The sequence below is a fragment of the Kribbella sp. NPDC054772 genome (assembly GCF_053611945.1).
This window is the reverse complement of the sequence record NZ_JBSHBJ010000004.1, coordinates 293,127-305,202: the sequence shown is the minus strand read 5'-3', so window position 1 is coordinate 305,202 and position 12,076 is coordinate 293,127. Positions and strand designations below refer to the sequence as shown.

Here is a 12,076-nt window from a genome sequence, read left to right as displayed (position 1 = left end):
TGCAGGATTTGTCAGACGCTCTTGCGGACCAGTGCCGCTGCGTCAGGTAGTACGTCGGTCACCTCGTCGGCGAGCAGTCCGGCCAGCACCTTGGCCGTCGCTGCTCCCTCGGTCGTGGCCGCGAGGTTGTTCTGCTCCCACGGGTCGGTAGCCAGGTCGTACAGCTCGGCCTCGTCGTGAGACCGGAAGACGTAGCGGTGACCGGCGGTGCGGACGGACAAGTTCAGGCTGTCCCGCGGGTACTGCCAGTCCTTCGCGTGGAACGCGTCGCCGTTCCCACCGGGCCGGCCGTCGCGCAGCATCGTCTCGGCGGTGACGTACTCCCGCGTCGGCTCCGCCGCGTCGTTGCCGATCATCGCGGCGAACGACCGCCCGTCGTGCGCCTCGTCCCAGCGCACACCGGCCAACTCGCCGATGGTTGCCGCGATGTCGACGAGGGACACGAAGTTCGCGTTCCGGCTCTGCCTGCCGTCCGGGTGGCGGACGATCAGCGGCACCCGAAGGTCCTCTTCGTAGTGCAGCCAGTGGCCCTTCTCCATCAGCCGGTGCGCGCCCATCATGTCGCCGTGGTCGGCGGTGAAGACGACCACCGTCCGGTCCCACTCGCCGGCGTCCTCGAGGTACTGGCGGATCCGCCCGAACTGCGCGTCGACGAGCGCACACAGGCCGAGGTAGTGGCTGGTGACCTCGATCCAGCCTTCCTCGTCGAGACCCTCGAAGTCGCGGGCGAAATGTGACTCGCGGACCTCTCGGGGCTTGGTCGCCGTACCCGTCGACCAGCTCTCCGGCAGCCGCACCTGATCACGGTCGATGAGTTCGTCGTACGGGCTGGGGACGAGCATCGGGAAGTGCGGCGCGTTCATCGAGCACACCGCCAGCCACGGTTTGTCGGCCGGTCTTTGTGTCATCGCGTCGAGGAACGTGTCGCACTGCCAGGTCTCGAGGAACGAGTCCAGCGGGACGCTCGACGTCGCGTACGGCGCCTCGCGCAAGGCGGCGAGGTCCTGCGTCGTGAGGTTCTCGATGTGGTCCGGGTCGAACCGGTACCCGCGCTCCCCTGCCCACGAGCGGTAGTCCTCGATGTAGCGCCCGCGGTCCTGCCCCCGCAGTACGGCGGGAATCGCGCTGCTGTCCGCCCAGCCCATCAGGTCAGGTGTCGTCCCCGGCACGTGCCATTTGCCGTTGTAGTGCGTGTGGTAGCCGGCGCCCGCGAAGGCCTGCGCGATCCCGGCGGACCGCAGCTGCGGCTCGATCGGCCGCCAGTTCCCCAGTACGCCGTGGTGCCGCGGCATCAGGCCGGTCCACAGGCTCGTGCGCGCCGGACAACACAACGGGAACGGCGTGTAGCAGGCGTCGAAGACGGTCGACTCCGCCGCCAGCGCATCGAGATTCGGCGTCCGCGCCGCGGGGTTTCCGGTACAGCCCAAAGTGTTCCAGCTCTGCTCGTCAGCCATGACGACCAGCACGTTCAGACGGTCGCTCACACGTCCCACCTTGTCGGTTTCGACGGCTTTATTTCCAGCTGAAGTTAATTGGGTGCGACGGCGCTGTCAACCACTCGACGGGAATTAACTTCGGCCAGAAGGAAACTGCGTCGGACTTCTGCGGCGACTGCCGGTACAACCCGAAGGTCCGCGTCGGCGACGACGCCTGCCCGTTCACCGCCGGGTACTGGTGGTTCCTGGACCGCAACGCGGACCGGCTGCGCGGCAACCAGCGGATCGCCCGGCAGCTCTCCGCGCGGAACCGGCTGTCGGACCATTCAGACCTGGTCATGCAGGAACGGGAGCGCGGCTCGGAAGCGCCCTGAGCTACTCGCCGATCTTCTTCGACTTGAGGACGATCTTGGTGTCGGGCGCGGCGCGCGTTCCACCGGCTGGTTCCTGGGCGACGACGACCCAGTTCCGGTCGTTGATCAGGAGCCGGCCTTGGCCGGTGGCGTCCTGTTCGGTCAGGTAGTAGAACCCGGCCGCCTGCATGGTGTCCTGCGCCAGCTGGTGGTTCAACCCGACCACGTTCGGTACGACGCCCGCCTGCGCGGACGGCCGCGCGGGGACGGACGGCGCGGTGCTCTGCGGCGCGGTCGTTGGTTGCGCCGTCTGTGGCGGTGCCGTCGTTGGCGGCGCGGTGCTCGGTGGGGCGCTGCTGGGTGGGGCCGTGTTCTGCGAGGCCGTCACGGTGGTGGTTGCGGTCACGGTGGCGCCGGAGCCGGCCGCGCCGGAACTCCCGCACGCCGTCAGCGCGACGAGCGCGCCGCTCACGAACCCAACCACGATCACTGACCGAGTCACCTTCAACCATTACCCCGTCCGGCGCCTCAGCTAACAACAGACGGTGACCAGGGTGTTCCACGGGTGCGAGCGCGGAGCGCAGTACCGACGCTGGAGCGATGGACAGCAAGCTCGAAGTCATCGTCGTACCGGTGTCGGACGTGGACCGGTCGCGGCACTTCTACCGGGCGCTCGGGTTCCGGCTCGACCGGGACGACGCGAACGGCCGGGAGCTGCGCGTGGTGCAGCTGACCCCGCCCGGCTCGGCGTGCTCGATCGTGATCGGCACTGGTCTGACCAGTGCACTCCCCGGTTCCTGCCAGGGTCTGCATCTGGTGGTGGACGACGTCGCGGCCGCGCGCGCCGAGTTCGCCTGCCGCGGGGTCGCGATCAGCGAGGTCTCACACGGCACGAGCGGCGTCTTCCACCACCGCTTCGCCTCCTTCGCGGACCCCGACGGCAACGGCTGGATCCTCGAACAGTCCAGCGCAAGAGGTGGGTAGGTGCACTGGTCAGACCGGTGGACAGGTCGGGAGGTGTACTGGTCAGACCGGTTGGTCGAGCCAGCAGCGGGACCAGTGGCCGTCGGCGGAGGTGGTCGACGGTGGTGGTCGCTCGGTGCACACCGGCATCGCGTGCGGGCACCGGGCCGCGAACGGGCACCCGGCCAGCTCCTGCTCCCGGTCGATCGGCTCGTTCGACGCGTCGACGATCGGCAACGTACTGCGCGCACCTTCGCGATCCGGATCCGGCGAGGACTCCAGCAGCAGCTGCGTATACGGGTGCCGCGGCCGCTGCGTGACCTCCTCGGCCGGCCCGCCTTCGACCATCCGCGCCGCGTAGATCACGTTGATCTCGTCCGCGAAGTACCGCGCACTTGCGATGTCGTGCGTGATGTAGAGCATCGCCAGCCCGTCCCGCGCGCACAGGTCGGCGAACAACCGCAGTACGTCGAGGCGGATCGACACGTCCAGCATCGACACCGGCTCGTCGCCGATCAGCACCGTCGGGTCGGCGGCCAGCGCGCGCGCGATCGCGACTCGTTGCCGTTGGCCACCGGACAGCTCGTGCGGGTACTTGTCGATGTACTGCTCCCCCGGCGTCAGGTTGACCCGCTCGAGCAGCTCGATGATCCGGCCGGTCAGGTCGCCGTCGTTGGCGGTCCCGAAGTTCCGCAACGGCCGACTCAGGATGTAGCGCACCCGGTGCAGCTGGTTCAGCGAGGCGAACGGGTCCTGCATGATCAGCTGCACCTGACCGAAGTGCGCCTGCCGGTCCGCCCGCCGACGCCGGCTGACGTCCTTGCCGGCCAACCGGACCGTCCCGCCGGACGGCTCGTCCCCGAGCGTCAGGATCCGGGCCAGCGTGCTCTTCCCCGAACCGCTCTCGCCGACCAGCGCGACAACCTTGCCAGGCTCGAGTTTCAACGACGCCGAGTCGACGGCCGTGAACCACTCCCCGCGCCGCCGCCCGTGCAGAGCCATCCGCTTGGTGATCTCAACGGCCTCCAGCATGGCGCACCTCCTGACGGTCCAGCTCACGATCCCGCTGATGGTCCGACTGATCGTCCAGCAGCAGACAGGCCGCCTGGGCACCGTCGCGGTCGAGCAGCAGCGGAAGGGTGTCCCGGCAGTCGTCCACGGCCTGCGGGCAGCGCGGTTCGAACGCACACCCGGCCGGCAACCGCCGCAGGTCCGGCGGCGCGCCACCGATTCCACGCAACGCCCGGCGCGGGCCGTGCAGCGACGGGAACGAGTCCCGCAGTCCTTGCGTGTACGGGTGCTGCGGGTTGCGATAGATGTCCCCTGCCGAGGCGATCTCCACCGCGCGACCGGCGTACATCACCATGATCCGGTCGGCGAGTTCGACGAGCAGGGACAGGTCGTGGGTGACGAACAGGACCGAGAAGCCGAAGGTTGCCTGCAGCTCCTTGAGGTTGTCGAGGATCTGCCGCTGCATCACCACGTCGACCGCCGTGGTCGGCTCGTCCATCACGACCAGGTCGGGCCGGCACGCGAGCGACAACGCGATCGCGGCCCGCTGCCGCATCCCACCGGACAGCTCGTGCGGGTAGCTGCGCACCCGGTCGCGCGGGATGCCGACCAGCTCCAAGAGCTCCGCGGCCCGCTCCCACGCGTCCGACCGCTTCATCGGCCGATGTGCGCGGATCGCATCGGCGAACTGCGTGCCGACCCGCATCACCGGGTTCAGCGAACTCATCGCACTCTGGAACACCACGGCGACCCGTTCCCACCGAAGCTCGCGCAGTTGCCGCGGTCCGCAGCTGACCAGCTCGACCGGTTCGCCCTCCACCGGCCGGTACGTCACCGTCCCGCGGGCGATCCGGGCCGGCGGTCGCTGCAGCCGGGTAATCGCGGTCATCAACGTGGTCTTCCCGCTCCCACTCTCCCCGAGTACGCCGAAGATCTCGCCGCGCCCGACGTCGAACGACACCCCGTCGACGGCCCGCGCCGCGGGATCCGTCCCGTACTCGACCACCAGGTCCCGTACCTCAAGCAACGTCATGCCGCGGCCCCCGTCCTGCTGGCTGTGCGGCTGACCTTCCGCCGTTTCGGGCGCCCAGACATCCGCGACGTACGCCGCCTTGGGTCCGAGAGCTCGTCGATACCGAAGTTCACCAGCCCGGCCGCCGTACCGACCAGGGCGATGCCGAGACCCGGCGGCAGGAACCACCACCACGCGCCGGTCTGCAACGCGCCTTGCGACTGCGCCCAGTAGAGCATCGTGCCCCAGCTCACCGTGTTCGTGTTGCCGGCGCCGATGAAGTCCAGCCCCGCCTCCGCCGCGATCGAACCCACCACCGCGAACAGGAACGTCGACGCGATCACCGGAGCCAGATGCGGCACGACCTCGAGGAACAGCACCCGCGACTGCTTGTCCCCGCTGTACCGCGCGGCCGCGACGAAGTCCCGGTTGCGCAGCGACAACGTCTGCGCCCGCTTGACCCGCGCGCCACCGGCCCAACTGGTCAGACCGATGATCAACGCGACCGCCGGCCAACCGCCTCGGCCGCGGGTGTAGCTGGCGATCAGGAGCAGCAGCGGGAGCCCCGGGATCACCAGGAAGATGTTGACGAACCCGGTCAGCGCGGCTCCTGCCTTGCCGGTGTGGTACCCGCTGACCAGCCCGAACAGGACGGCGAGGAACGTCGAGATCGTCCCGCCGACCAGACCGACGAACACCGAGACCCGGGTCCCGGTGATGAACTGCGCGAACACGTCGACGCCGGAGGACGTCGTACCCAGCCAGTGGTCACCGGACGGTGCGGCCATCGGTGGGCCGGCGTGGAGTTTGGTCGGCGACTGGCCGAGCACCGCGCTGACGAACACTGGTCCGACCAGTGCGATCAGCAACATCAGCGCCAGCACGACCAACCCGACGGTCACCTTCCGGTCGCCGCTGGTCAACAGTCGCCTCATCACGACACCTCCCGGGTGCGCGGATCGATCAGCACGTAGACCGAGTCGACCACGAAGTTCGCCGCCAGCACGGTCAGCGAGATGATCAGGAACAGCCCCTGCATCAGCGGGTAGTCGACGTTCACGATCGCCTGGTTGAGCAGGCTGCCGAGACCGGGATAGTTGAACACCATCTCGGTCAGCAGCGACCCGCCGACCACCATCCCGATCGAGACCGCGAACCCACTGATGCTCGGCAGTACGGCGTTCCGCGCGGCGTACGAGAACACCACCCGGTGACCGGGCAGGCCCTTCGCCTGCGCGAGCAGCACGTAGTCCTCGTTCACCACCGACGCCATCATGTTGCGCATGTGGATCATCCAGCCACTCACCGACGTCAGCACGATCGTTGCGGCCGGCAACATCGCGTGCCGGACCGCGCTGTTCAGGAAGTCCGGCGTGAACCCGGGCACCAGGCCGAGGTCGGCACCACCGGACAGCGGGAACCAGCCGAGCGTGAACGAGAACACGTAGGCGAGGATCAGCGCCACCCAGAAGTACGGCACCGAGTGCAGGAAGATCGAGACCAGGCTGCCGACCGAGTCGATCGCGCGGCCCGGGCGCCAGCCGGCCACGATGCCGAGACTGGTGCCGACCAGGAACGCGATCACCGTCGCGCTGCCGACCAGCAGCAGCGTCCACAGGAACCCGGAGCGCACCACCGACGAGACGGTCGCCGGGTAGAACGAGATCGACCGGCCGAAGTCCAGGTGCAGGATCCCGTTCAGGTAGCAGACGTACTCGTGCCACCAGGACTGACCGCGCGCGCCGCCGAACAGCCGGTGCACCAGTTCCTCCTGCTGCTCCGACACCGGTCCCAGCTCGGACATCTTGAACAGGATCGCCGACGCCGGATCACCCGGCATCAGCCTCGGGAGGACGAAGTTGATCGTGACAGCGGACCAGGCGGCCACCAGGTAGAACCCGATCCGCTGCGCGAACGGCGTACCCAGGAATCGCGTCATGCCGGCTTCAGCGAGAGGAACAGCTTGGCCGCGAACACACCACTGATGGCACCGGGATCCGGCGTGGTGTACGGGTTCTCGGCACTCGGCCAGCCGGTCCAGTGCTCGGTGTTGTACATGTACGGCGTACCTTTCACGGCGACCGGGATCACCGGGACCTGGGTCAGCATGATCTGCTGCAGCGGCTTGGACGCGGCCAGTTGCGCGTCCGGCGCGGCCTGCGCGAGGGCACCCAGCGCGGACTCGGTCGCCGGGTCGTCCCAGCCGACCACGTTCGTCTTCGACTTCTTCGACAACATCTTGTTGTAGAACGTGTACGGGTTCGTGCCGAAGGTGAACGCGTCACCGTAGATCGCGTCGAAGTCCCGCTTGTCCTCGTCACCGGTGTAGGCCGCCGACGGTACGCCGTTCACCGCCGCGTCGATGCCGAGGGCGGCGAGCTGTCCGGCCAGCTCCTGCGAGTACGCCATACCGTCCGCGAACGCGCTGACAGTGAGGATCCGCAGCTTCAACTGCTTGCCGTCAGCACCGATCAGCTTGCCGCCCTGTTGCGTGTAGCCGGCCTTCGCGAGCTCGGCCAGCGCGGCCGGCTGATCGCGCTTCAGCGGATCCCGGTCGGCCGGATCGATCCACGACGACCAGGTGCCCTGGTAGAGACCGGTCGGGCCGACCGGCTGATAGACACCCGGGTTGTACGCGTCGGTGACCGCCTGCCGGTCGAGCGCGAGCGCCAGTCCCTTGCGGACGTGCACGTTGTCGAACGGCTTGCGTTTCAGGTTCAGCATCAGCGGTTTCATGCTGGCGTAGATCGGCCACAGGTTGTTCTGCGCCTGGTTGCGCTGCACGAACTGGTTCTTCACGTCAGGAATCCCGGCGTACGCCAGGTCGATCTCGTGGCGGACCAGCTGCTGGGTCAGGAGGTTGGTGCTGCTCGTGGTGACGTAGGTGATCTGCGGCACCGGGACCTGCTGCTTCCAGTAGTCCGAGCGGGCCTTGAAGGTCGCCTGCTGCCCGGTCACCTGGCCGAGCGAGTACGGGCCGCTGCCCATCGGCTTCAGGTTCGTGTCGGTGTCCGGGTCCTTGGACGCCCACACCTTCTTCGGCACGATCACCGTGCGACCGAGGTCCTGAAGGGCGGCGTACGCCGGCTTCGTGAAGGTCAGGTGGACGCCGTCGGCGGTCTTGGTCACCTTGTCGACCGGCAGCGCCAGCAACTCGTGCTGCTTCAGGTAGTCGAAGGTGAAGATCACGTCGTCCGCGGTCAGCGCACTGCCGTCGGACCACTTCGCCCGGTTGTCCAGCGCCAGGTCGATCGCCTTCCCACCCGATGCCCAGGTGTACCTCGTGACGAGGCTCGGCATGAACTCGTTCTGGTGCGCGGTGTTGAAGTCGAACAGTTGCTCGTAGATCAGCCCGGTGGTGCCACGCAGCGCGTTCACCGAGAACGGGTTGAAGTTCGGCTGCAGGGTCGGCTGCGAGTACGCGGCGACCGTCAGCGGTGCGGCGCCGGCGGCCGAGGCGGCTGAACCGCCTCCCCCCGAACAGGCCGTCAGTCCGGACAGCAGGACCAGACCGGTCACGATCGCTGTCATTTTCTTGCTGGAGCGCACGGGATCTCCCTTCGATCCGCGGCCGGACCGGCCGGGGTGAGATGAGACTGCCAACGTTTGCAGCAAGAGTCAACGGTTTGCAGTGGAATCCCGTCGAAGTGGGTACAATCAGGGTCAACGATCACGGCAATCGTTTGCGCTACGATGCCTTGACGATCCACGACGACCTCGGGAGCTGCATTGGCTGTCACGCTGGCGGAGGTGGCCGCGGCCTGCAACGTGTCGACCTCGACCGTGTCGCGGGCGCTCACCGATCCGGAGAAGGTCAACGCCGAGACCCGGACCCGCATCGAACGGGTGGCCCGGCAGCTCGGGTACGCGCCGAGCCGGGCCGGCCGCTCACTGGTGTCCGGCCGGACCGACACGGTCGGTCTGGTCGTCCCGGACATCGCGAACCCGTTCTTCCCCCCGATCATCAAGTCGGTGCAGGCCCGCGCCCGCGACAAGCGGTACGCCGTCCTGATCGCCGACACCGATGAGCACGTGGCCGACGAGCTCGAGCTCGCGCGCGGACTGAGCCGCCAGGTGGACGGACTGATCCTGGCCTCGCCGCGGACCGCGCCGGCCGAGCTGACCCGGCTCGCGCAGCAACTGCCCGTGGTCTTCGTGAACCGTGAGGTCGAGGGCGCCGGCAGTGTCGTGATCGACGAGTCCGAGGGCATGCAGGAAGCGGTCGAACACCTGGTCTCCCTCGGCCACCAACGGATCTGCTACCTGGCCGGCCCGCGCCGCTCGTGGTCGAACCAGCAACGCCGCGACGCCCTCGCGGCCGCCTGCGCGGCGAACGATGTGGAGCTGCGTGAGCTCGGCCCGTTCGAGCCGCAGATCCAGGCCGGGATGCGGGCCGCCGACCTCCTGCAATCCGCCGACGTCGCGGCCGCCATCGCGTACGACGACCTGATCGCGCTCGGCGTGATGTCGAGGCTCACCGAGCGCGGCATGCAGGTCGGCCGGGAGATCAGCGTGATCGGGATCGACGACAGCCCCTTGTCGACGGTCACCCACCCGATGCTGACGTCCATCCACGTCCCCGCGGCGGAGCTGGGCTCGGCGGCCGTGGACCTCCTCCTGGACCAGCTCCGCGAAGGCGAAGACTTCAGCGCGCCGACCACCGTCAAGCTGGAGACCCGGCTGGTGATCCGGGGGTCGACCGGCGTCGCGCCGGCCGACCGCCAGGTCAGCAACTAACTCTTCTTGAGCACCAGGCCGGTGTTGGCCGGTACGGCGATCTGCCCGGAGTACTGCACCCCGTGGACATCGGTCCACGTCCCCTGGGGGAGCACGAGTGGGGCGGACTGCGTCGACGACGGGTTCACCACGGCCATCCCGTCGCGGTACAGCCGCGTCCACAGCACCGGGCCACGACGTACCGGCGGTGTGATCGCCGGACCGAGATCGGCTTCCATCTCCGGGATCTCGTTGAACCCCGCATAGTCCTTGCGGCCCGTGCTCTCCAGCATCGTCGGCGCCTCGCGGTACAGGAAGTAGTTCGCGACGACCCACTGCCGTTGCTCGGGCGAGGACTCGTACCAGTAGTCGGTGGGCAGCTTGTTCACGATCACGGCCGGCTTGCAGCGGTGCCGGCGCAGCAGGTCGAACATCAGCTGCCACTCGTCATCGGTGACGTTCTCGACGCGGTGCACGGTGAAGCCCTGCTCGTTCAGCCAGATGTCGGAGATGTCGATCATCTGGTCGAGCGCCGCGATGTACTCCGGTGACTTGTCCTGGAACTCGTCGTGCAGGCTGCCGTTGAACGTCAGGTTGAACGCGACCGCGACACCGCGGGAGTGCAGGTAGTCGCGCAGGTACCGCAGCCAGTCGAGCACGTCCGCGACCCACGCCGGGTCCTTCGGGTCGGTCCCGAACTGCTGTACCCAGTTCCCGTCGGCGTCGTAATGACCGCTCACCTTGAAGTCGTTCCGGACGCCGATGTTGTCGACCGCGATGACCTTGAAGCCGGCCGCGATCGCGGGGTCGAGCAGCGTCTCGACGTACCACTGCCGGACCGCGGGGTTGGCGATGTCGATCGGTGTGTAGACCTGGTTGTTGAACTCCCACGCGGGCGTGGTGCGGTCGGCGGTGTACTCGATCCAGTCCGGGTGGTTCGTCTTGAACCACTCGGGCGTGTACTGCCGCGCCGGCGCGTTGCGGAACGCGGTGACGTACGAACTGGACAGCACGCCGTCGGGCTGGGCCGCCTTCAAGGCACCCCAGACGAAGCCGACCCGGCCCGCATACACGGACGGATCGGTCACCTGACGGTCGAACACCTGCCCTTGCAGTACGCCGTGATCGCGCGTGACCGGCAGCGGGACAGTGGTCTGCGGCGGCTGGCAGGTGCCACCGGCTTGGTCGGGGCCGGTGGCTTGCGCGCTCGGTGTGAGCAGTCCCAGGCCGGCCGCGACGACGAGCGCGACCGAGGACGTTCGGCGGAGTTTCATGCACGTTCCTCTCAGGAAACTAGTTCGACAGCACGCTGCCCGAGTTGGGCGGGAGCGAGAGCTGACCGGAGACCCTGGTGCCGTGCAGATCGGTCCAGGTTCCGGACGGCAGCGTGACCACCGCGGTGGCGGTCGATGAGGGATTCACCAGCGTCAGGCCGCGCTGGTAGCGGCGGGTGTACGCGCCGGACGCGTCGAGCACCGGCGCCGCCGACGGCGTACCGATGTCCGTGTGCAACTGCGGGCAATCGACGAAGACGTGGTACTCGCCGACGCCGCAGATCGTCAGCATGCTCTTCTGCTCGCGATAGAGCAGGTAGTTCGCGACCGCCCAGTCGATCTGCGCCGGGGTCGCGGTCGCGAGCGTTTCCTCGGTGGTCTGGTTGATCGCCAGGTGCAACGTTTGCGCAGCGATCTGGCGGGTGAAGTTGTACTTGTTCAGCCAGGCCGCGTCGCCGTAGTTCTCCGGCCGATGGACGGTGAACCCCTGCTCGTCGACGTACACGTCGACCAGGCCGACCGCCTCGAGCATGTCGGCGAGCTTCACCGAGGCGTTCCAGGTGATGTTCGCGGCCATCCCGACCCCGGCGGCGTGCAGCCGTTGGGACAGGTACGACATCCAGTCCAGGACCGCGGCGGCCCAGGCGTCGTCGACCCGGTCGCCGGTGTACTGCTGGACGAACAGGGTGCCGTTCTTGTGCCCGGCGTTCCCGTAGCCGTTGAAGGTCAGGACGTTGTCGAAGGCAATGATCGGGTAGCCGGCGTCGATCTTCGGCTGCACGAACGAGTCCCAGTAGAACGTCCGGACAGCGGGGTTCTGGAAGTCGATCGGGACGTACGTCGTGTTGCCGAACTCCCAGGCGACCGTCGAACCGTCGGCCTTGTACGCGATCCAGTCCGGGTGGTTCGCCTCGTACCACGCCAGCGTGTGCGTCTTGTCGAAGTCGCGGAAGGCCGGCATGTACGCCGACGGCACCGCGCCAGTCGGTTGGGCCAGGCTCGACGCTCCCCAGACGAACCAGACCAGCCCGGCGTACACCGAGCGGTCCGGGATCTGGTTGTCGAAGACCTGCCCGCGGGAGAGTCCGCCGGCGGGTGGGTTCGGGAGGGTCAGGGCGGTGCTGCGGGACGGCGCGGCGTACGCCGTCGTACCTGCGGTCAGGAGAGCGGTCGCGGCTGTTCCGGCCAGTAGACCGCGGCGGGTCAGGCGAGGGTCGTTGCGCATCGGGCGGCTCCTCTGCAACGGGGAGGGGGTGCGCTGGACGATACGGACTGCAAACGTTTGTCGCAATAGCAGAGAATCTTGCTATC

12 protein-coding genes are annotated in these 12,076 nt (G+C 68.1%); 2 read left to right on the top strand and 10 right to left on the bottom strand.

Going from position 1 to position 12,076, the window contains the following annotated elements; translation table 11 throughout:
• Nucleotides 1–11: 11 nt before the first annotated feature.
• Genes ACWGID_RS09565 through ACWGID_RS09555 form a run of 3 tightly spaced genes read right to left on the bottom strand, consistent with a single transcriptional unit; the run spans nucleotide 12 to nucleotide 2,291 of the window.
• Nucleotides 12–1,484 carry a sulfatase-like hydrolase/transferase gene (locus ACWGID_RS09565; protein WP_452195962.1) on the bottom strand — a complete coding sequence of 491 codons (1,473 nt, stop codon included), beginning with the start codon at nucleotides 1,482–1,484 and terminating at the stop codon, nucleotides 12–14.
• Between the two features lie 28 nt (nucleotides 1,485–1,512).
• Entirely contained in the window at nucleotides 1,513–1,776 is a 264-nt protein-coding gene (locus ACWGID_RS09560) for a hypothetical protein (RefSeq protein WP_452195961.1), read from the bottom strand.
• A 35-nt stretch (nucleotides 1,777–1,811) separates the two neighbouring features.
• Nucleotides 1,812–2,291: a PASTA domain-containing protein gene (locus ACWGID_RS09555; RefSeq protein ID WP_452195960.1), complete on the bottom strand. Its 480-nt coding sequence runs from the start codon at nucleotides 2,289–2,291 to the stop codon at nucleotides 1,812–1,814.
• A 98-nt stretch (nucleotides 2,292–2,389) separates the two neighbouring features.
• Here ACWGID_RS09555 and ACWGID_RS09550 point away from each other — a divergent pair, with 98 nt between their 5' ends.
• Entirely contained in the window at nucleotides 2,390–2,773 is a 384-nt protein-coding gene (locus ACWGID_RS09550) for a VOC family protein (protein WP_452195959.1), read from the top strand.
• Between the two features lie 42 nt (nucleotides 2,774–2,815).
• Here ACWGID_RS09550 and ACWGID_RS09545 read toward each other — a convergent pair whose 3' ends face one another.
• The 5 genes from ACWGID_RS09545 to ACWGID_RS09525 are packed head-to-tail and all read right to left on the bottom strand — an operon-like array spanning nucleotide 2,816 to nucleotide 8,306.
• Entirely contained in the window at nucleotides 2,816–3,784 is a 969-nt protein-coding gene (locus ACWGID_RS09545) for an ABC transporter ATP-binding protein (RefSeq protein ID WP_452195958.1), read from the bottom strand.
• Nucleotides 3,768–4,796 carry an ABC transporter ATP-binding protein gene (locus ACWGID_RS09540; protein ID WP_452195957.1) on the bottom strand — a complete coding sequence of 343 codons (1,029 nt, stop codon included), beginning with the start codon at nucleotides 4,794–4,796 and terminating at the stop codon, nucleotides 3,768–3,770. Before ACWGID_RS09540 ends, ACWGID_RS09545 begins: the two co-directional genes overlap by 17 nt.
• Nucleotides 4,793–5,710, bottom strand: a complete 918-nt coding sequence (locus ACWGID_RS09535) for an ABC transporter permease (protein ID WP_452195956.1) — start codon at nucleotides 5,708–5,710, stop codon at nucleotides 4,793–4,795. Before ACWGID_RS09535 ends, ACWGID_RS09540 begins: the two co-directional genes overlap by 4 nt.
• On the bottom strand, nucleotides 5,710–6,714 hold the full coding sequence (locus tag ACWGID_RS09530; RefSeq protein WP_452195955.1) for an ABC transporter permease: 1,005 nt from the start codon (nucleotides 6,712–6,714) through the stop codon (nucleotides 5,710–5,712). The genes ACWGID_RS09535 and ACWGID_RS09530 overlap by 1 nt, the downstream gene beginning before the upstream one ends.
• Nucleotides 6,711–8,306 (bottom strand): ABC transporter substrate-binding protein, encoded by a 1,596-nt coding sequence (locus ACWGID_RS09525; RefSeq protein WP_452195954.1) that lies wholly within the window; start codon nucleotides 8,304–8,306, stop codon nucleotides 6,711–6,713. Before ACWGID_RS09525 ends, ACWGID_RS09530 begins: the two co-directional genes overlap by 4 nt.
• Nucleotides 8,307–8,504: 198 nt before the next feature.
• Here ACWGID_RS09525 and ACWGID_RS09520 point away from each other — a divergent pair, with 198 nt between their 5' ends.
• A complete protein-coding gene (locus ACWGID_RS09520; protein WP_452195953.1) occupies nucleotides 8,505–9,512 on the top strand; it encodes a LacI family DNA-binding transcriptional regulator in 1,008 nt (335 codons plus the stop codon).
• On the opposite strand, the gene ACWGID_RS09515 is transcribed toward ACWGID_RS09520, so the two are convergent.
• Together ACWGID_RS09515 and ACWGID_RS09510 are read right to left on the bottom strand one after the other, a co-directional pair.
• On the bottom strand, nucleotides 9,509–10,765 hold the full coding sequence (locus ACWGID_RS09515) for a putative glycoside hydrolase (protein WP_452195952.1): 1,257 nt from the start codon (nucleotides 10,763–10,765) through the stop codon (nucleotides 9,509–9,511). The two genes, ACWGID_RS09520 and ACWGID_RS09515, sit on opposite strands and share 4 nt — an antisense overlap.
• Nucleotides 10,766–10,784: 19 nt before the next feature.
• Nucleotides 10,785–11,990: a putative glycoside hydrolase gene (locus ACWGID_RS09510; protein WP_452195951.1), complete on the bottom strand. Its 1,206-nt coding sequence runs from the start codon at nucleotides 11,988–11,990 to the stop codon at nucleotides 10,785–10,787.
• Nucleotides 11,991–12,076 lie beyond the last annotated feature (86 nt).